At 68.1% G+C, this 19,121-nt stretch carries 16 protein-coding genes and 2 pseudogenes; 5 read left to right on the top strand and 13 right to left on the bottom strand.

Features of this window, described 5'->3' with window-relative positions; all coding sequences use genetic code 11:
* Positions 1-349 precede the first annotated feature (349 nt).
* Positions 350-847: a hypothetical protein gene (locus ACP4E5_RS24275; RefSeq protein ID WP_425832025.1), complete on the bottom strand. Its 498-nt coding sequence runs from the start codon at positions 845-847 to the stop codon at positions 350-352.
* Positions 848-1,506: 659 nt separating this feature from the next.
* Between ACP4E5_RS24275 and ACP4E5_RS24270 the strand changes: the two genes are divergently transcribed.
* A complete protein-coding gene (locus tag ACP4E5_RS24270; RefSeq protein ID WP_425832023.1) occupies positions 1,507-1,644 on the top strand; it encodes a hypothetical protein in 138 nt (45 codons plus the stop codon).
* 36 nt (positions 1,645-1,680) lie between these two features.
* A complete protein-coding gene (locus tag ACP4E5_RS24265) occupies positions 1,681-2,715 on the top strand; it encodes a hypothetical protein (RefSeq protein WP_425832021.1) in 1,035 nt (344 codons plus the stop codon).
* Positions 2,716-3,524: 809 nt separating this feature from the next.
* Here the strand turns inward: ACP4E5_RS24265 and ACP4E5_RS24260 are convergent.
* From ACP4E5_RS24260 to ACP4E5_RS24240, 5 genes and pseudogenes are all read right to left on the bottom strand, one after another.
* Positions 3,525-3,704, bottom strand: a pseudogene (locus ACP4E5_RS24260) (DUF6193 family natural product biosynthesis protein); the annotation flags it as partial.
* Between the two features lie 21 nt (positions 3,705-3,725).
* The gene (locus ACP4E5_RS24255; RefSeq protein ID WP_425832019.1) at positions 3,726-4,577 is read right to left on the bottom strand and encodes an LLM class flavin-dependent oxidoreductase; all 852 of its coding nucleotides are present in this window, start codon (positions 4,575-4,577) and stop codon (positions 3,726-3,728) included.
* 559 nt (positions 4,578-5,136) lie between these two features.
* Positions 5,137-6,321, bottom strand: a complete 1,185-nt coding sequence (locus ACP4E5_RS24250; protein ID WP_425832017.1) for a low temperature requirement protein A — start codon at positions 6,319-6,321, stop codon at positions 5,137-5,139.
* A 599-nt stretch (positions 6,322-6,920) separates the two neighbouring features.
* The gene (locus ACP4E5_RS24245) at positions 6,921-7,895 is read right to left on the bottom strand and encodes an Lrp/AsnC family transcriptional regulator (RefSeq protein WP_425832015.1); all 975 of its coding nucleotides are present in this window, start codon (positions 7,893-7,895) and stop codon (positions 6,921-6,923) included.
* A 249-nt stretch (positions 7,896-8,144) separates the two neighbouring features.
* Positions 8,145-9,788: an MFS transporter gene (locus ACP4E5_RS24240; RefSeq protein ID WP_425841620.1), complete on the bottom strand. Its 1,644-nt coding sequence runs from the start codon at positions 9,786-9,788 to the stop codon at positions 8,145-8,147.
* Positions 9,789-10,166: 378 nt separating this feature from the next.
* Here ACP4E5_RS24240 and ACP4E5_RS24235 point away from each other — a divergent pair, with 378 nt between their 5' ends.
* Positions 10,167-10,670 (top strand): glycine-rich domain-containing protein, encoded by a 504-nt coding sequence (locus tag ACP4E5_RS24235; protein WP_425832013.1) that lies wholly within the window; start codon positions 10,167-10,169, stop codon positions 10,668-10,670.
* Positions 10,671-10,685: 15 nt separating this feature from the next.
* Positions 10,686-10,811, top strand: a complete 126-nt coding sequence (locus tag ACP4E5_RS24230) for a hypothetical protein (protein ID WP_425832011.1) — start codon at positions 10,686-10,688, stop codon at positions 10,809-10,811.
* A 63-nt stretch (positions 10,812-10,874) separates the two neighbouring features.
* On the opposite strand, the gene ACP4E5_RS24225 is transcribed toward ACP4E5_RS24230, so the two are convergent.
* The 6 genes from ACP4E5_RS24225 to ACP4E5_RS24200 form a co-directional block, all read right to left on the bottom strand.
* Positions 10,875-12,596, bottom strand: coding sequence for a relaxase/mobilization nuclease domain-containing protein (locus tag ACP4E5_RS24225; protein WP_425832009.1), 1,722 nt, complete (start codon positions 12,594-12,596; stop codon positions 10,875-10,877).
* Complete coding sequence (locus ACP4E5_RS24220) at positions 12,593-13,165, bottom strand: MobC family plasmid mobilization relaxosome protein (protein WP_425832007.1); 573 nt, start codon at positions 13,163-13,165, stop codon at positions 12,593-12,595. Before ACP4E5_RS24220 ends, ACP4E5_RS24225 begins: the two co-directional genes overlap by 4 nt.
* A gap of 268 nt (positions 13,166-13,433) precedes the next feature.
* On the bottom strand, positions 13,434-14,171 hold the full coding sequence (locus ACP4E5_RS24215) for a DUF2637 domain-containing protein (RefSeq protein ID WP_425832005.1): 738 nt from the start codon (positions 14,169-14,171) through the stop codon (positions 13,434-13,436).
* Between the two features lie 280 nt (positions 14,172-14,451).
* Entirely contained in the window at positions 14,452-15,993 is a 1,542-nt protein-coding gene (locus ACP4E5_RS24210; protein WP_425832003.1) for a DnaB-like helicase N-terminal domain-containing protein, read from the bottom strand.
* A 140-nt stretch (positions 15,994-16,133) separates the two neighbouring features.
* Entirely contained in the window at positions 16,134-16,319 is a 186-nt protein-coding gene (locus ACP4E5_RS24205) for a hypothetical protein (RefSeq protein ID WP_425832001.1), read from the bottom strand.
* Between the two features lie 247 nt (positions 16,320-16,566).
* Positions 16,567-18,015, bottom strand: coding sequence for a recombinase family protein (locus ACP4E5_RS24200; RefSeq protein ID WP_425831999.1), 1,449 nt, complete (start codon positions 18,013-18,015; stop codon positions 16,567-16,569).
* A 23-nt stretch (positions 18,016-18,038) separates the two neighbouring features.
* On the opposite strand from ACP4E5_RS24200, the pseudogene ACP4E5_RS24195 reads away from it, so the two are divergent.
* A pseudogene (locus ACP4E5_RS24195) lies at positions 18,039-18,470 on the top strand (aminotransferase class I/II-fold pyridoxal phosphate-dependent enzyme); the annotation flags it as partial.
* A gap of 93 nt (positions 18,471-18,563) precedes the next feature.
* On the opposite strand, the gene ACP4E5_RS24190 reads toward ACP4E5_RS24195, so the two are convergent.
* Positions 18,564-19,103: a type III secretion system chaperone family protein gene (locus tag ACP4E5_RS24190; RefSeq protein ID WP_425831997.1), complete on the bottom strand. Its 540-nt coding sequence runs from the start codon at positions 19,101-19,103 to the stop codon at positions 18,564-18,566.
* Positions 19,104-19,121: the final 18 nt, after the last annotated feature.

Genomic DNA, 19,121 nt, shown 5'->3' with positions numbered 1-19,121 from the left:
TCACGTGTGGGCGTATCGGTGGCGGGATCTTCGCGGAGGTCGAGCAGGAACTGCGAGAGGGCAGAGCCAGTGCCTGCGTCGACAGCGCGGACGACGCGGCCGAAGAGCTGAATGCTGTGGATGCGAGCGAGGTCGCGGAGCCCTCGCCCGGTCGCGTCCGAGGCGAGTGCCGCCGCTGACCTTGCTGCACGAGCGGGAACGCCGTTAGCGGGTAGCGAAGACAAGGAGAGGCCGGCCGCGCCTTGCGCGGGCCTTGATGAAGTGGGGAGGGCCCCACCGCACATGGCGTCCAAGGCGCTGGCCCCCGAAGCGGACCGGACTTCTGGTCTCGTCACCCCTCGCTGTCGTCCTACTGGCAGCTGAGGCGGAAGTAGTCGCGCTCCACCGAGATCTCCCCAGGGTCGGGGCTCTGGTTGCCATTGAGGTCGTCGTAAGTGACGTGGTTACCGGCGTGGATGGAGAGTTTGCCCACTGGCGTCCCGTCAGCGGCGTAGATGGTGCGCCGGTCTTGAGTCACCACATTGAAGACCGTATGCGGCGGGTTCACCACAGAGGTGAACAGGTCTCGGTCGATCCCGCTCTGCACGTACCTCCCGTCGGGGAACGTGAGTCGGTAGTCGTAAGCGTCCTGGCCGTGCACGGTTATGACGCCTGCAGCGGTTTTGACCATCTGTCCGGTGGAGGTCTCCGTGAGCGTCACCGTGCCCTGCTGATCCTCGGGGAGGCAGCCCTCCAAGGGCGCCGTGAAGGTCTCGGTATTCGTGATCGAGAACCGAGAGACCGAGGCTGGAGCCGCTTGTGCCGGCAGCGCAGGAACCGCCACCGCACCCAACACGACGCCTGCCATCAAGCACCGACGAGCCACTGAGGACCTGTTCATGCGCCGTCTCGCTTCCTCCGGGGACAAGGCTGGTCGGCTCATCATGTTCTGGTCGAGTGATACGGGGAATGGCACGAAATGCGTATTGAGCCGAGCGTCACAGAATCCGGGCCGCGCCGCTGAGGCGGTGACGGTACCGCTGCGATTCGCAAGTCCGACGCGAACAATCTGAGAGCCGCACCCGTCAACAACGTCCTGGGGCCACCGTCCGTGGCGCCGCGCCGTTGCTCGGGGGCGGCGCTCGGGAGGAAGGGCTCCCACTTCTTGCAGGGCAGGGCTACTGACCCGCTGTTCGGGCATAGCCTGCTGCCTTGAGGAGAACCTGGCCGCTGGTAGGTCAGGGTGGAGGATCCGCATCCCATTGCTGGCACATCGCGACGAAGTGCCGCCTTGAGCGTCATGGTGCCGGCGGGGGCGGGCAAGACCTGACTGGCCCGGGAGGCGATCGTCGGCACCCACGCGGACGGGGCCGCGATCGCCAGGTTGACGGCGGGCGCATCGGGAGGCGCGCTGCGGTTGAGCGCGTGCACCGCATGGGCCGGCTGAGTCGATGACGCCGAGCCGACGGAGGAGGTGCCCGCGGTGCAGGAGCACCGCTTGCCGGGTCGGCGCCGGGGGCGGTCCTCGTGGCAGCGGACGACGCGGAGCTGTCGAACGAGGTGTCCGTGCTCCTGCTGCACGACTTGGTGCTGCGTGGGGCGGTCGGAGTCCTCGGCCCGGCGCTAACGGGCGATCCTGCGTCGGACGCGCGGGCTGAACCGTGAACGAAGGAGCGCCCGAGGGCGCAGGGAGGTGTCACGGTGAGGAAGGTCCTGGGAGTCTCAGCGCTGCTGCTGGCGCTCGCCGCTTGCACGTCGGGCGCACCGAAGGTGCAGCAGTCCACATCCCCCTCGGCGGGAGAGTCCCCGAAGGTGGTCTATCTGACGATGGCCGTGCCCTACGGCACCACGTCTTCGGTGGACAGTTTCATCCAACAGGTCGGCGAGGCGACCGAGGGATCCCTGCAGATCGACCCCAAGTACGAGTGGCGCAAGGGCCAACGCGCCTTCGAGGACGGCACGATCGCGGATGTCCAGGCGGGCAAAGCGGATCTGGGGGTGGCAGGCACGCGGGCCTTCCCCGGCCCGGTGCGGATACTCAGCGCGCCAGAGCTGGTCACCAGTTACGCAGCCGAGGAACGGCTGTTCAAGAGCCCCCTCTACAAGCGGCTGGGCACCGCGCTGCAAGTCCCGCGGATCACCGGCCTGGGCCTGCTCCCGGGCCAGTTCCGCTACCTGTTCACCGCGAGTCACTCGGCCCCGACGCCCGCTGATCTGCACGGGCGGCTCGTCGGTGTGGTGCAGTCGAAGCTGGCAGACAGCACCTTCCACGCTCTGGGCGCACGCACCCGCTGGTATCCGCTGGCCGGGTCGGTCAGCGGCATGAACGGGGTTGAGTCCTCGATCCCTTCCTTCAACCACGAGGGCTACATCTCCTCCAAGAAGTACCTCACGGGAAATCAGGTGCTGTGGCCGCGCATGCTCGTCCCCTTCATCAGCGACACCACACTGAAGAGCCTGAGCCCCCAGCAACGCCGAGCGGTAACCCGGGCTGCGGCCGCCGTCTTCGACGGCACGATGTCGGACCTGCAGTCCGAGGACGCAGACGAACTCGGTCAACTCTGCGCGGGAGGGCTGGTCGTAGGGCAAGCCAGTCCAGCGCAGCTCGCGGCATATCGTGCGGCGGTCGCGTCGGTTAACACCCGGCTGGAGCACGACCCCCAGACCAGCGAGCTGTTCACGCTGGTGAAGTCGCTGGAGAAGGGAGCGAAGCCGGAACCAGCCCTGCACTGCTGATGGTCCTGGGCCTTCCTGGGCGGGAGCCTCGGCCGCCGTACAGTTCGACGAGGCAGCGCCCGCCGACGTCTTGGCGCGGCCACGCATCGAGGCGTGGAGGGGCCTGGCGGTCCGCGCAATGGAGTCCCGGATTGGAGGGAACTCTTCCTGACCTGCAATCTGCCGTCCGGGCTGATCAGGATGCCGTTCCCGAAGGGCGCCAGGGGCACGCTGCTCACTGAGGACCACTACGCCTCCTCCGAGGAACCGACGCAATCCGGTTCCCGAGGTGACGGAATACGCGGAGCTGGTTCAGCGGGCGGTACAGCCGCGGGTGTTCGTCGACGCCCGCGCCGCGTTGGGTTCCCAGACTGGGAACGCGGGACCTGCTCGGGAATCTTTGGCCGTTCCTAGAAGGTGAGCTCGGTGGCGAGTGCGCGGGCCCGGCGGGCGGGCGTCCACGGTAGTGCTGGAGGACTGACTGCGCCGCCCGGCATGGACCGCTCGGACGAAGCGCTCCACCCGCCCGGTGATCCGTGCGCGCTCGGCCGGGTCGTCGCGGTGCTTCGGTGAAGTGGTGCCACGGCACGCCGGCGGCCCGGCCGTCCTCGATCGCCCTCAGCTGTCCGGCGTCAGCCTGCATCAACATGACTGTGACTGAGCGGTCCAGTAGGCACCGTTCGCCAATTGGAGCGCTCAGTCGCGTGTCAGTGAAACAAGACGACGAGGCGTACGTTTTCTGCGCTGTGAATCTCGCTGAGCCAGGTGGTTCCGTGCACGTCGTCCGGGGCGCCGTAGCCAAGAAGTCCCTGCGCAGCCCATCCGAGGCGTCATCCGGGAAGCCGCGCCTCCGCCAAGGGGCGGAAGCCGAAGGGGTTGCGGATTCCCACCCCATACGTGCTGTCGCTGTTTGCCGTGAGGCACGGCCCGGTGGGGGCCAAGTCAGGTCGCGTGGTGGTCGAGAAGCGGAGTGCCCAGTGGCTGGTGAACGGGTACAAGCTGCGCAGTTTCGGCTCGGCATACGGAAGTGTTCACATCACCGCATCGGCGAGGCGGTCGACCTGGTCGAGGGAGCCGACGGTCGGGTGGAAGAGGAGCCGGTCGAAACCGAGGTCGCGGTACGCCCGCACGGTTTCCTGGGCGTCCCGCGGCGAGGTGATCAGATCGGTGATGTTGAGTTGGGCGTATTGCGGGATGAACCCGTAGTACCGGCCCAGGTGTTGCCGCCCGGCCTCGGTGACGTCGTTGTCTCCCAGGGCAAAATTGACTGCGGCGTGCATTTGCGGGTGGCCTGAACGACCGGCTGATTGCCATGCCCGCCGGATGCGGTCGGCGAACTGTGATTGACCGGAATAGTCCCGCAGCGCGCCCGCGACCCAACCGTCGCCCAGCGTGGTGGCACGCCTGACTGTCGCAGCGGAGGACCCGCCGAACAGCACCGGGATGCGTACGGGGCCCGGACAGATCGCGGTTCCTTCGGCTCTCCTGGCCCAGGCGTCACGCAGGAACTCGGCCTGCTCGTCCAGGATCTTCCCCCGTGCGCCGTAGTCGACGCCTGCGGCGATGTAGTCGTCCTCGCGCGGTCCGGGGGCAAGGCCGAGGGTGATCCGGTTCCCGGTGGCATGGGCAAGGCTTCCCCACTGCTTTGCGAGGATGGCGGGTGGGTACAGCGGGGCGAGCAGGATGTTGGTGACGAGGGAGATCTCGCTGGTGGCCCCGCCGGCCAGTGACAGGCTCACGAGTGAATCCATACCCGGGTAAATGAGACGGTCGGTGGTGGCCAGCGACTCGAACCCTCGCTGCTCCGCGCGGCGAGCCCACTTAGCGATCATCGGTCCGGGAATGTCTGCCAGGCCGTTCGGCAGGCCGATGCCGATCTTCATCACGAGATCCTTCCTAACGTTCGATTGACTTGCGGTGTCGGGGAAAGTCGGAACGGCCGCAGCGGCTCTGCCGGTTCAAGCGGGCACGCAGGTCCCTGCGCGCACCAACAGGCTGGTTCAGGTCGGGTACGGCACAGAAGACAGATACTCAAGATCGGCGGAATTTGACGGGAATGTGCTGCTGGTGGCGCTTTTCGACGACGGGAGTGGCCTGCTTGGCCCCCTTGTATCGGTGCCATCTCTACCGAAAGCAGCCCTGGCAGGGATGCCAGCGTGCCCGGCAGGCAGTCGTACAGCGCACCGCTGCTCGCGCACAGCACGCTGACGGACAGGGTGGATTGGCCGGTGGTTGCCGCGGTGAACGCGACTCCGAGTGTTCCGAAAGCGCACGCCCGGCCGCCTCGAGCGCTCCAGGCTGCACGGTCAGCCACATGAGCCCCGGTGGGCACAGAATCAGCAGAGCGGGGTTGACGTCGACATCGAAGTACAGAACCCACGGGCGCGGCGCTGGACTAGCGCTCGGGCACTGAGCTCCTGCTGCTGATGTAGTGGTGTGTCGCTACGAGGCGGGCTTCTTGTCGAGACCCCGCCCGTGGAGCGTGTCGCTGGCTGCAACAGTCATGACGACCAGCATGGCCAAGGACGCGAGAACCACCGGAGCGGTGAAGGTGGCAATCGGGATGAGCAGGAGGAGGGCCGCGAGACCGATGAGGCGTGAGGTGACCCAGCCTCCGGAGACCGTACGGCGGAAGAACAGGTGTCCGACGAGGAACAGGGACGGGCCGAGGAGTACGGCGGAGCCGATCGGGATGGTCATCGGGTGATGGGGTTCGGCGATGGTCAGTTCATCGCCGACCGCGGTGACGATGATCCCGGCGACCATCGGGATGTGCAAATAGGTGTAGGCGCTGCGGCCGATGCGTCCTGGGTCATCGGCGGCCGCGATGGCCTGCGCGCCCAGGTGCGCGGAGTGGTCGAAGTAGATCCACCACAAGGAGACGCTGGTGAGGAACGCGATGATCAGAGCCAGGAGTGTGTTCCCGGTGGGTGGATGGTCGGCGAAGGCGGAGCCGGAGACGAGGATGGATTCACCCAGGGCGATGATGATGAAGAGGTGACAGCGCTCGGCCATGTGAGAGCCGGTGATGTCCTGGTCTCCGGTTCCGGATCTGCCGAGCGTGGGGACCCAGAAACCGATGAACGGTCCGATGTTGTCGATGACTACGGCGGTCAGCCACAGGAGTTCGCGACCTGCGCCCTCGGTCAAGCCTCCGATGATCCACGGTACGGCGGAGGCGGTGAACCAGATGGTGATGCGCTGGAAGTTGCGGCGTAGTGCCGGGTTGTGGCGGCTGAGCCACAGCACCGCGAGGGTTCGGCCGATCTGCATGACCACGTAGGAGCCGGCGAACCATAGGCCCCGGTCGTCGAAAGCGCCTGGCACGCTCGATGCGGCGATCAGACTCAGGAGCATGGTGGCGATCAGCACCATGCGGACCGGCAGGGTTTCGGGGTCGAACCAGTTCGTCATCCATGTCGAGTACATCCACCCTTGCCACATGGCGAGGATCAGCAGCGCTGCGTGGAAAGCCCCGGTCCAGCTCAGGTCGTGCAGCAAGAGCGGCGAGATCTGGGTGAGAGCGAACACGTAGACGAGGTCGAAGAAGAGCTCGACAAACGTGACTGAGGTCGCGTCCTCGGCTCGCTCGCGCAGATACGGCCGACTGGCCGGTGAAGTGGTCACGTGTTCGCAGTGGCCGCTTGCGAAGGGGCGCTGATGCGGCGCCCGGCTGCGGCGGGCGTGGCGCCGTGATCACGTGATTCTCGTGCGCCGGGGTGCCAGGCAGTCGGGGTGGGTGGCGCGTTCCGCCGGCACTCGGTGATGGGTCCGGCGATCGCGCGCCGGTCAAGAGCGGGTAGGGAGGCGCCGAGGCGACCTGCGCACCGGGCGGCCAGGAAGGTAGCAGGCCCGCTGCCGACGCGTTGTGTCTCCTCGGTTGCCTTCGCGATCTGGGGCCGGAACACGGGCTCGCAGACTGTCTTCTTGGCGCCGGACGACATGCGCAGCAGATTGCTAGCAGCGGGCCGTTGCGCAACGTGATGGAGGCGGTTCCCGGCCAGGCCATCCGCAGCGAACTCCGGCGTGACTGCGATAGACCGCCGTACCGTGGCGGTGTGGGAGGGGTAGGGGCTCGGAGCCCACAGCACCTCCTCCTCCGATTGCGACGCCATGAGATAACCCTAGCGAAAATCCCTTATGCCGCAATCGAGAGGATATATTCCTGCGTCTTAATGAGGGGCTATACCCAATTGCTGACTCGGTCGACTTGCTGTCATCGGTCGTCAGCGGGTGGGCTCATAGGTGAGTTGCTTGACCTGGCGCAGGGTGAGCGAGGTTTCGACGGCTCGAACCCCGTCAATAGCACCGATCTTCTTACTCAAGTACGCGTACAGCTCGCGGGTGTCGGCACTGCCGACGGAGGCGATGATGTTGACGCTGCCACTGGTGGCCGCAGCGAAGTGGACTTCGGGATGCTCCGCGAGCGTGCGTCCGACTTCGTCGAGGGCGGACGGTGCAACCGTGAGCCACAGCATGGTGTCAATGCCTTGGCCCAGAGGCGCGATGTCGTGCTGGACATCGAAGTAGAGGATGCCCGCGGCACGCAGACGCTCAAGACGCCGCTTGACCGTGGACTCCGGTACGCCTGTGCTGTGCTGCAGTTCGCTGAATGTGGCTCGTCCATCGCGCCGCAATTGCGCGAGTAGGGCCTGGTCGGCTTCGTCGAGGGTGACCGGCGCGGTGGCAGGTTCGACGTGGGGCGGGCGCAGTGCCGCCTCCTCGTCGGCGTTCAGCGCGCGATTCTTGTTGAGCCAGCCGAGCGGGCCGCCATAGAAGGTGTGCAGCAGGCAGTAGGCATCGACAGAGATGACGCGGGGCGTGCGCTGGAGGCGATGGAAGAGGAGCTCGTCACGTTCCTGCTGGCTGCGCGGCATCATCGTGCACAGCACTTCGGTGCCGCCGGAAACCAGGTCGATGTGTGACGTGTCGGGGCGCTTGGCCAGTGCGTTGGCCAGCTGCTCGGCCATGTCGGGTGTGCAGCGGAGCCGAACGAGCCAGCTCTGTTGGCCAAGGAGCGTGTCGTCGGTCATGCCGATCACACGGAGATTGACGGCGGTGCGCAGTCTGCGAAACCGCCGCGCAATGGTCGGGTCGGAGACGCCGAGGACGTCGGCGATGCGGCTGAACGGGGCCCGTCCGTCCAGCTGTAGCGCGTGGAGCAGTTTCCGGTCGAGTGTGTCGAGTGGGTGGGAATCCACTGGCTGTCTCCTGCCCTGAAGTGGCTGCCTGAGGCATTGTCGTGCCACAGGCAGGGGGCTGCCTCACGAGCGAGGTCATTGCGTGGGCGATTCGTGCCGTCCGTGTAACAGGCAGCGAGCTCCGGGACGGCAATGGCCTGTCCCGGAGCTCGCGTGTGGCGCCGGCCCGTCCCCACGGAGGGCGCCCGCACCGGATCAGGTGTCCGCCTCATGCCCTGTTCCGGTCCGTCTGGGTGATGTTCCAGCCGCTCAGGGGCTACTTGAGGGCACTGCGGCACTGTGCGACCGAGTCTCTTCCGGGCTGGCCGCGGCGAAGTGGACAGTAGAAGGCTGCTGGCCGGGGGCGGGAGTCCGGCCAGCGACCGGAGGTGCTGGCTGCTTGGGTTGCCGCAGCATGGCCGCGCCGACCGCGGCGGCAAGAAGCGTCAGCACGGCGGCGATGACAAGGCACAGATGGATGCCGTCGAGGAAGGAGTTGGACACCGCTCCCAGGATGCGTGCCTGGTCTGCGCCGAGGTTCATGCCGGCGATCGTGTCCAGCCCGTGGGCACCTGCTGATGAGGCGAGGTGGTCTGCCGCTGCCTTGGGCAGGCCGGCGTCGGTGAGGTGACCGGGCAGGGCGTTCACGGCCTTGGCGGAAAGGATCGCTCCGAGAATGGCGGGGCCGAGCGCACCGCCGACCTGACGGAAGGCGTTGTTCGCCGCCGCGGCCATGCCCGCTTGGGGGAAGGGGACCGAACTGACGGCGGTGGCGGTCAGCGGTGTCACCACCAGGGCCAGGCCGGCACCGAGCAGGGCCAGTCGCCAGACCAGGGAGAGGTAAGAGGTGTTGGCGCCGATGCTGGTCAGCATCAGCAGCGCACCCGCGATGACCACAAGCCCACCTGAGATCAGCAGTCGCGCGGAGAACCGCTTCATCAAGCGGCCCACCGGAGCGCCGAGCAACAGTGGCACACCCGTGATCACCGCGAGCCGGCACGCCCCCTGGAACGTGGTGAGGCCCTGCACCATGCCGAAGTACAGGCTCAGCGTGAAGAAGAACCCGATGAGGCCCAGGAACGTGATCATCGAGATCAGTGTGGTGGCGGTGAACGCAGGACTGCGGAGCAGCGTCAGATCCAGCATGGGGCTGTTACTGGAGCGCTCGACCAGGACGAACGCCACGGCGCTGACCACCGAGGTGAACAGGGCGACCATGACCTTTACGTCGGTGAAGGATCCAGCGCCGCCCTCGATGATTCCGTACACCAGGGCCGTTATGGAGAGTGCGGCAGTGATCTGCCCGCCCCAGTCGAGTCGCCGTGAACCCGGCGCGCGCGATTCGGCCAGCAGTTTCACCGACAAAGCCAGCACGGCCACAGGAACGGCGGCAGGCAGGAGGTAGATCCACCGCCATGCGAAGTGGTCCAGCACGGCGCCGGCCAGCAGGGCGCCCGCCGCAAGAGATGCCATGAGTGACGCGGCCCAGATCCCGATGAACTTGCCCCGCTCGCGGTGGTCTGGAACCGCGTGACTGATCATCGCCAGGGTGGTAGGCAGCAGCGCGGCGGAGCCCACACCGGCGAAGACCTGGCCGACCCACACCATCTGAACCGACTGCGAGCACAGCGCGATCAGCGCGCCCACCGCGCTGAAGGCCATTCCGGCCTGATAGACCTTCTTACGGCCGTGGACATCGCCGATCGCGCCGGCGGTGAGGATGAGGGCGGCCAAGGGCAGGACGAACGCGTCCGTGACCCAGGACAGCTGCGAGGTGGATGCGTCCAGCGCCCGCTGGATGGCGGGCAGGCTCACCGAGACTGTGTTCGTTGGAAGGTAGCCGACGAACACACCGATGCAGGCCATGACGAGCGTGGCAGCTCGCCGGTCCCGCGGCGCGTGCGCCGTTGTCATGACATTCACGGAAAATTCTCCCTAGCAGCGCGGGGTGCTGCGATCGGCTGACTTCGATGGCAACGGTCCGCCGGGCCTGAGGACCCAAGCCAGCCAAGGGAGCAAAGCACCGGAAAACTAACGTCGCGTGCTCAATCAGGAGGGAAAAGTAACTCCGGGAAGATTCCCCGCGATCTTGGAAACTGTTGCGTTATTAGGAACGAATCCCCGCCATTCCGTGGGTCGAATGATGCGAATACCGGGCTGCGACCGGTACCGCGATGCCGGTCCGGTCTCCTACCTGGGGCGTAGGCGAAATCCGCACCAGGCAGCCGATCGTCTCGAAGGAGCGGTGTTCGTCGAACGCGGCTACGAGGCGCAGCCTGTGAACCCCAGCCCATGCCCGGCCCGCCGAACCCCGGCCCCATCCCCGTCATGGCCCGCATGCTCTTCCCCGACGCCACGTTCGAGAGCTGTCGCAGCACCGTGCTGGACGCCAACCCCGGCATGACCGGCGAGCTGGCCGGCCGCATCGTCGAGGAAGCGATCACATTCGTCGCTGCGTGCGCCATCAACCCGGACACCGCACTCGCGCCGTCCCGCATCGTCGACGAGGGCTGGCACGCGCTGATCCTGCACACCGCGCCGTACGGCGAACTGTGCGAGCAGCTCGGCCGGTTCGTCCACCACTACCCGGGCTACGACCCCACGCACTACGACCCCGAAATCCTCAACCGCACCCGCGAGAAGATCGCCGAACTCGGATGGCGGGCGGATCCCGAGCTGTGGGGCCCGCCGTCCGACGAGATCCTGGCGTCGGTGGCGGCGAAGTGTCAGCACGCGCCCGAGTGCACGATCCGCCCGATGCCCTACCCGCAACCACCCGCCGCGCCCCTAGGCTGATGTCGGAGGTGACGCATGTCCGAGTGGATCGACCCCCGGTACGCGGAACTGGTCGCAGCCTGGAAACGCACGCAACAGCCGCCCTCGCGCGACCCGGAACCGAAGCCGGTACGCGGCTTCATCGTTCCGACCAAGGGCTGACCGCCCCGAGGGCGCCCGGTCTCCAAGGACACGGGCGCCCTCACAGGCGGCGCTGCCACTGAACTATTGCCGCCGAGGCCGGTTGTCCCGCACTGGAGCGGAGGTCGGACGGGCCCACTGCTGTGCGGGCGGCGCCGCACCGCCGGCCGCCGGCGACCACGTGGTCGAGCGCTGCCTGGCGGCTTCGGCCCGTCGGTTGACGGCTGGGTTCCGGCTGGTGTGCTGGATGCGGGTGAGCAGGACCCGGGCGGGCTGACGGGCGGTGTCGAGTTCGCGTTGCGCCGCGGCCGCCTTGAGGAGCTGGTCGGGCCGGTGACCACGGGCTTCGGCGTCGGTGAGGGCGGTCGTCAGGGCAGGCCAGGCGGGGTCGGCAAGGATGCGTTCGGCGTGCGCGGGCACGACGTTGCGCACGTCGTGGGCGAGCACGTGTCGGGCCGCCTGGCGAGGCTGACGCGCCGCGAGCTCCCCCAGGACCGGTGCAAGGGCTGCGTCGGCTGCGGCCTGAAGGTGGGCGACCGCCGTGGCTGCCGCCTCGGCCTGCTGAGCGTGGCGCTTGGCCTCGTGCCAGCGTTCGCCCAGGCGGGCGGCCCAGACCATGGCGGCGAGCAAGGTAGCCAGCGCGCTCGCGTCGGGACCGGTGGCGGTGTGGACGATGTCGCGGACAGCGGCGCGCAAGGCATGAGCGGCACGGTCGTCGGCCCGAACCCGGGAACGTTGAGCTCGCGCGAACACGCGGGCTGCGGATCGCAGTTCAACGTGCGACTCGGCGGGCACTGCCTGTGCGGTCGCCTCGATGAGGTCTCCGAGGGCGGTGATGTGGGCCTGCGCCTCGGCATCGTCGCCGAGACCGGTGGAGAAGGAGTCGAGGGTGTCGATGGCCCGCTGCCAAGGGGTATCGGGGCTATTGCGGCGTGCAGTGGGGTGTTCCTCAGGGCGGTCGCCCGTATCGAGGCGAGTGGCGATCTTGGGCAGGGACAGGTCGGGGGCGACCCTGCCGCCGGGGTGGAGGATCTGTTCACCGTCACCGTTCAGGTCGCCGGGGCGTCCCGCGGCGTAGCCAAGGATGTCTCCGGACGGCCCGCGCTTCGCCTTGACGATCACGCCGTCGGCTTCGAGGTAGGCCAGGAACTCCTCGGCGGTCGCTGCGTGCGGGAGCGCGGCGCGGATGCGCTCTTCGAGCCAGTCCCTGCTCGTCCGGCTCCAGCCGAGGCGCTCGGCCTTGTGCATCTCGGCCTGGGTGGGACGACGGGCGGCGGTGCCGTCGCCCGTCTTCAACTGCCGGAGCCCGTAGTTCTTTTCGATCGCACGGCATGCGTCGCCGACACGCTTGCCGCTGTTGTGGAGCCCCGGGCGGCGGCCGTCTTCGCGGACCGTGGTGGCCAGGATGTGGATGTGGTCATCGGCATGGCGTACGGCGATCCAACGGCAGGCCAGATCGTCGCCGGGCGGGGCGATGCCGACGGTCTCGACGATGCGCCCGGCTATCTCGCCCCACTCGGCGTCCGAGAGGTAACGGTCCTCGGGTGCGGCGCGCACGGGGCAGTGCCACACGTGGCCGGTGACGGGTCGACCGAACTCGCTGTTGCGCAAGCGCACCGGCTCATCCAGGTAGCGGGCGAGTTCTGTGAGGGTGGCGTTCTCGTCGCGGCCCGGGTCGGGCATGCCGAGCATCGCGAAGCCCGCGACAATGTGCGGATCAAGGTGCTCGTCCTGGCGGCCGGGGCCATAGAGGTAGGCGAGCAGACCACGGGTGTTGGACCCGCCCGGTTTGATGGCGGCAATCACGCGACGCCCTTCTCTTCCTCCGGCCCGATCGGTTCGGCGGGCCGCCGTAGGGCCTCGACGATCAGCTCCAGCAGCACCTGGAGTTCGGTCAGCTGACTACGGATGTCGGATGGGGTGTAGTCGCTGTTGAGAGCTCGGGCGATCTGATTGACGTTGACACCGATCCGGTTGAGCTGACGCAGGACCTGGGCGCGGAACATGTGCGTGCGGCGGCGGTCCTCGGACAGGGGCAGATTCGCGGAGAACCGGCCAGTTACGAAGGCCAGCACGACATCGGCGGCGAAGCCCGAGTCGCCCTTGTAGCCGTGCTCGGTGGTGGCCTGTTGGATTGCGGCGAGTTCGTCGGCGGTGAAGCGGAGGGGGCCGATACGTGTTGTTCGTTTGTCGCCGGTGAACCGGCGAATCGTGGGCTGGACGCTCTTCACAGTGGGCTCGCCGGCGACTGCCACGGCGGTACGTGCGGGGTGCAGGATCTCGCTCTGGGCGGCGTGGAGTTCGTCCGGGTCGGGGCCGCCCTCGGCCACGTCCTCCCGGTCCGGCGCCCCCTGGTGCCGGGCCTCCTCCGCCACCCCCGGGGCGGAGACCCCCGAAGACCGGCCTTGAGTCGGACTCGGGGTACTACTGGCTCCGCCGGAGGCAGTCCGTCCGAACGCCCGCTGCAAACGTCGCAGCAGCGTAGGCGACTTCGAAGCAAGCGGCGGCACGCCAGAATTGTGATCGGCGTGGTGGCGATCGTGCGTCACGAGGGGATTTCTCCGGAGGGACTGGAAGGGCTGCAGGGCGGACCGTGGTCGGCGGAAGAGGGGCGTTGAGGTTCCGGCAGCATCACAAGGACGGTCAGCTGCCGGTCTGGACGGTGCCGTGTTCGGGCTCGGCTTCGGGCCGGAGGATGTTCATCACCTCGGTCAGCCGCTTGCCGCTGACCGAAAGTCCCTTGTCCCGTATGGCCTGTTGGACGATTGCCCGGGTGAGCGTGCGCTTCTCGGATACGGCGATGCGGCCGATCTCCACGAGTTCGTCGAGAGTCGCGCTCGGCGGTCGGCCCCCGCGCGCCTTGCTCTGCGAAACCGGGTGGTGGGGTTCCGGTCGCTGAACGGAAGTGTCCGCCGCCGATCGAGCTGCCCGATCAGGAGTCGAGTCCTGCTGGGCGGTGGGCTCGGCGACGAGCTGGTGGATCTGCCGCATCAGTACGCCGAAGGCAAGCAGCGCGGCGGTCGGCGGGACGGCGGCGACCACGTAGTCGAGCAGGGGCACGGCACTCGCGTCGCCCTTTCCGTTCACGCCCGCCACGTTGAGCGCGATGGATCCGACCGATCCGGCGCCGGTGAGGGCGATGGCCCAGCGGTCGGTGACCCGGCGTAGACCCGCGCGGAGCATCAGGAGTTCGCCCGCGACGATGAAGGCGTCCAGGGTTGCGGGCCATGCCCACCGCCGGGCCGGAGAGCCACGAAGACCGTGGTTTCCGGCGACCTCGGCAAGGTGCGCGTACGAGAGCCAGAAGCCGCCGACCGTGAGGGCCACGATGACGCCTCCGGCTGCGGCAAGCGCGTATCGCTCGGCGGTCTGCTTGGTCATGCCCGCGGTCCTTTCGACGTGACGACAAGCTGTGGGGCGGTGCTGGCCTGGGGTGTGGTGACGAGCAAGGTCGGTTCTCCACGAGCGGTGAGGGCAGGGGCGCTTACGCTGCCCCCTCTCCAAGGAGGGGGCAGCGCGTAGGCGCTGGGGTGTGAATGCGCCGTTCGATGAGGCGTAGGCGCTTGACCTGCGGTTTTTGAAGATTCGTACGTGGCGGAGGCGGTGCGTGCGCGCCCTCGGCGGACCGGGGCGCGTACGCACCGCGTACAGGGCCGCCGGGTCAGGACACGGCGGTGATGTGGCGGGCTACGGCCTTCCACCGGGTGGCCTGGCCGCCGCCACTGCCCCCGCCGGCGCCGGTCTCCTGGGTGGCATCGCCGCTCTTCGTGAGGTTCTCCAGGCGGCGCCTCGCCCTGGCGATGTCCGCGGCGCCGGGCTTGTCCTCACCAGTGATCTGGGTGGCGAGCATGCGTGCGGTGAGCCCGCTCGCTCCCGCCTGCCGCAGGAGGGTCAGCGGGTCGAGGCTCGTGTCGACGCGTGAGGTGCCACGGGGGTGGTCGTGGATGACCGGCAACGGGCCGATCTCGTCGTCGACGGTCTTGAGGTGGTGGAGGTGGACCACCGGATCCCCGGCCGAGCCGTTGAGGAACACGACGCTTCCGGCGCCCGCGGTGAACCAGGCCGATCCGTAGACCTGGTCGAGGACCGGTCGCTGGGTGCGCGAGGCGTCGGGTCCCTGCTTGCGCTGGTGGTGCAGTTCGAGCAGCTCGACGCCGTCGCGCAGGAGCTGTTGGCGGGCGTTGTTGTACGCGAGGCCGGCCTCGTCGTCGGTGAGCTTTCCGACCACGTCCTTGAGGCTGTCGATCACCACGGTGTCGGCGCCGTGCTCGGCAGCCAGCTCGGCGAGAAGCTGCGGCTCCGTGTTGAGTGAAGCGGGCAGCGGTCCCGACCAGAAGACCAGGCGCCGACGCAGGACGTCCCGGTCGGCTTGGTGCACGACACGAGTGAAGGCGCGGGCGAGCTGGCTGGGCCGGTCCGCGGCGATGTAGAGGACCTTCTCACCCTCCCTCACCGGCATGTCCAGGACCTGGGCGAGCAGGCCGAGGCGAGCGAGGACCACCTGCTGGGCGATCGTCGACTTGCCGACGCCGGGTGGCCCGACGAGCATCAGGCTCTCGCCGGGGGCCCAGGCTGCTTTTCCCGGCGTCCCCCACACAGGCCGGGTGGTGGACGGGGTGTCGGTGACGAACGACCAGCCGTCCACGGCGTACCGCTGAAGCCGCCCGCCCGAACTGCGGCGTGCCCGGTCGGTGGCCTCGCTCAGGGAGGTCGCCAGCAGGCCGCGTACCTCGGCCGGGTCGGCTCCCGGCGCGGTGGCGCCCTGGAGCACGCGGACCGCCGTGGCCTGCAGGACACGCAGGTCGGCGTGGTTGCGGACGATGTCCGCGTAGTACGAGGCGCCCGAGCCAACGGTTGCCGAACTCGCCAGAGAGTGCAGGTACTGGGGGCCACCCACACGCGTGAGGTCGCCCGTTGACTTCAATTGGTGCGACAGCGCGATCGGATCGATCGGTGCTCCCTGCCCGCGCAGCTCCAGCAGGGCATGCCAGATCGTCGTGTGCGCCGGCTGGTGGAAGTCCCCCGGATCCAGTGTCTGCCGGACGTCGTCGATGACCGCACCGTGGAACATGCAGGCCCCGAGCACGGCCGCCTCGGCGTCCACGTCGTGAGGTGAGGTGGTCGTGACGTCGATCGCGTCCTGCGGGCTGGGGTGGAAGTGAGTCGATGGTGTCTGCCACTGCGGGGTCGTACCCTGGGGCACTGAGCTTCCTTGTCTCGGGCCGATACGGACTGGCAGGTCCCGGCACCGGATAGATCGTTTGGGCGGTCGTCGAGGGACTCGTCGCGGCCCTTGGTGCTCCAACACCGGGGCCGCCTCTCTGTTCTCGTACGTCGGTGGGCTCAGGCGGCCTTCTCGTAGCGCGAGCCGGTCATCAGGTTCGCCAGCCGCGCCGCGCTGTGCGGGCTGATCGTCGTGGTGAATCCGGCGCAGACGCGGCGCAGGGCCTGAGCGCGGGCTTCCTCCTGTGGTGCGACTCGGGTCGTGGGGGTGGTCGGTGCTGTGCTCGCCTCGGGCAGCAGGCGCACGGGCAGCTCCTGGTGGGCGGTGCGGGGGTGGCAGCCCCCGCACCACACGGGTCGTCGGGCGGTCGGTACATCGCGCCGTCTCCAGGTGCTCCAACACCCGGGACGTGCGTGCCTTCGGCGGAGGACCGGCAGGTCGACCTCCGTCGGCAGTGCCTTAAGGATCCGGAGAATCGCCGGTTTTCCCAGACGGGGATCTGCTGCTACATTGCCGCGCCCGCACGCCCGCCCACGGCACCTTGGTCAGCCCTCAGAGCGGGTTCTGCTCGATCGCGATGCGGTCCCAGTCCATGTGCCGGCCGAACTTCTTCGGTTCGTCGATGACCACCCCGGCGAACAGGAAGCGCAGCACCGCGTTCCGTCGCTCGTCGGTCATCGCCTCGTCCTCCCAGGCGGCGCGAGCGCCTTCCCCCGTCAGGCCGTCGAGGAGCACCATCGGCCGGACGACGACCTTGCGTTGGGCCTTGGCGATGCGATCGGTGATCTCCTTGCGCATCCTGCGGAACTCCGCCGTGGAGAGCTCCTTCGCCGTCCACATCTCGTTCAGTTCGGCGAGCTGCCGCTGGTCGTCCTCCAGCTCCCTGGCCGCGCTCTCGGCGAGATTGCTGCTGGCGAGCCGACCATCCACGCGGAGCTTGCCGAGCAGTTCGACGGCGGCGTCAGCGACGAAATCTTCAAGGGTCTTAGCCGTGATGGACCGAGTGCACTTCATCTCGTCGTTCCGGCCGCGGCGGTTGCACTGATAGACCGGGCCGGTGTTCTTGGCGGTACCGGACATCAGCGTTCCGCACCGTCCGCACATCACCAGGCCGCGCAGCAGGTAGTAGCGCTGAGGCGGATTGCTGAGCGCCTCCCGGTACACCGCCGAGCGGTACTCACGCCGCGCCCGCACCTCCGCCCAGACCCCCGCGTCGATGATCGCGGGCCAGGCGCCGGGGCCGGCCTCGACACCCTGGTGCATGCGAATGCCTGCGACGTGCCGGGAATCGAGCAGGCCACGCACCGTTCCCGCGTTCCACACCTTGCCGCTCGCCGTGGGAACGCCCCGGTGATGCAAGTCCTTCGCGATCGGCGCCGCACCCTCGCCCTTCAGGTACCGGTCGAAGACCTCCCGGACGATCTCAGCCTCCTCCTCGACGATCGTCATCCCGTCCTTGGTGTAGCCGAACCTCCGGACGCCGCCCTGCGGCTTCCCGTCCCGTACCCGGTCCTGCAATGCGTCCTTCAGGCGTCGCGAGGTGTCGTCCGAGGAACGGCAGGCGTGTGCGACCTCGATGCGCAGGATGAAGCGGTCGTCCGGGTCGGAAAGGTCACGCCGGTTCGCCTCGCCGTGGAGGGTGATCGCCTGGTCGTCCGCGACTTGCAGCAACTCCTCCAAGTCCCTTGGCTGCCGCATCAGTCGGTCGGGGTGGTAGGCGATGATGTGCCGGAAGCTCCGGTCCCGGGCCTCCTCCAGAAGACGCTCCCAACCGGGCCGCTTCCGCCTGCGGCTCCATGCTGAGCGGCTGTTGTCTACGAAGACGTGCGCGGGGTCGATGACGAGCCCGCGACGGTCGGCGATCTCCCGGCAGATGCGCTCCTGGCGGTCGACACCGGTCTGGTCGTCGTCCTCGGCCGTGGATATTCGGCAGTAGACAGCCGCCGGTTCTCCCGCGATGGAAGTGCTGGAGTTTCCCCTGGTGGGCTTGGTGCGTGGCATGCGAATGAGTGTATGAACAAGACGTGGCCTGGGTGACCTCCACACCGGAGCTCGTCACGGCGGTCCGCTCGGCGAAGCAGTTCCTCACCTACGTCTCCGCGGGCCCCTTCCAGTACGCGATCGCGGAGGCCCTCGCCCTCCCCGACTCGTACTTCTCCGACTTCCGCGCCACCATGACGGCCAAGCGCGAACTCCTCGCCACCGGCCTCGAGGACGCGGGCTTCACCGTCTTCCGCCCCCAGGGCACCTACTTCATCACCACCGACATCCGCCCCCTCGGCTTCGAGGACGGCTTCGACTTCTGCCGCGCCCTCCCCGAACGCTGCGGCGTCGTCGCCGTCCCGAACGCCGTCTTCTACGACGACCGAACCGCAGGAGCCCCCTTCGTCCGCTTCGCGTTCTGCAAGCAGGACACCGTACTCAGCGAGGCGGCGGCCCGGCTCAAGGGGATGTAGCCCGCGGACGACAAGAGCCCGGCCGGCACGCCGTCATGGTGACGGGCGTGCCGGCCGGGCTCTCGCGCTGTATGTCAGGTACGGCTCACCGACTCACGCGGAGTCGTCGCCGTCCTCCGGCTTCTCCGCGGAGTCGACCTCGGCCTCCAGGCCGAGCTGCTCCACGAGCCACCGGTCGAACTCGATCGCGGCGCGCACCCAGCTGACCGTCGACGACACGAAGTGCTCGAGCGAGACGCCGGTGCCGATCAGCATCTGCGCCTCGCCGATGAGGCGGACGGTGCCGTCGTCGTGGGTGTGGCTGTAGACCTTCGGCCACAGGGTGCGGCGGTTCCAGTCGTCGATCGACTCGAGCAGCTGCGGCTTGACCTCGATGCCGTGCGGCCTGTCGTAGAACGTCCGCACCGAGAAGACCTGCTGGTCGTCCTCGCCACGGAACATGAAGTACGTACGGAACTCCTCCCACGGCGCCGCGAGGTCACCCTCTTCATCGACGACGTACTTGAGCTCCATCTGCTCCAGCAGCTGCTTGACCAGCTCCTGGTCGGGTACGACGGGACCGGCCGGTCCCGCCCCCTCCTGCGGGTCGGGCTGTCCCCCGAAGTTGGGAATCGAGGACGGGTCGATGCTCACTTGCTTGGTCCCTTCGTA

The organism is Streptomyces fractus (assembly GCF_049844455.1).
In the GTDB taxonomy this organism is placed as follows: Bacteria; Actinomycetota; Actinomycetes; order Streptomycetales; family Streptomycetaceae; genus Streptomyces; species Streptomyces fractus.
This window is presented reverse-complemented; position numbering and strand designations above follow the sequence as displayed.

Coding starts and splice junctions, on each gene's coding strand:
- ACP4E5_RS24200 (WP_425831999.1), bottom strand. CDS start 18,015: ATGCCACGCACCAAGCCCACCAGGGGAAACTCCAGCACTTCCATCGCG.
- ACP4E5_RS24230 (WP_425832011.1), top strand. CDS start 10,686: ATGTCCGAGTGGATCGACCCCCGGTACGCGGAACTGGTCGCAGCCTGG.
- ACP4E5_RS24235 (WP_425832013.1), top strand. CDS start 10,167: ATGCCCGGCCCGCCGAACCCCGGCCCCATCCCCGTCATGGCCCGCATG.
- ACP4E5_RS24255 (WP_425832019.1), bottom strand. CDS start 4,577: ATGAAGATCGGCATCGGCCTGCCGAACGGCCTGGCAGACATTCCCGGA.
- ACP4E5_RS24275 (WP_425832025.1), bottom strand. CDS start 847: ATGGCAGGCGTCGTGTTGGGTGCGGTGGCGGTTCCTGCGCTGCCGGCA.
- ACP4E5_RS24215 (WP_425832005.1), bottom strand. CDS start 14,171: ATGACCAAGCAGACCGCCGAGCGATACGCGCTTGCCGCAGCCGGAGGC.
- ACP4E5_RS24240 (WP_425841620.1), bottom strand. CDS start 9,788: ATGACAACGGCGCACGCGCCGCGGGACCGGCGAGCTGCCACGCTCGTC.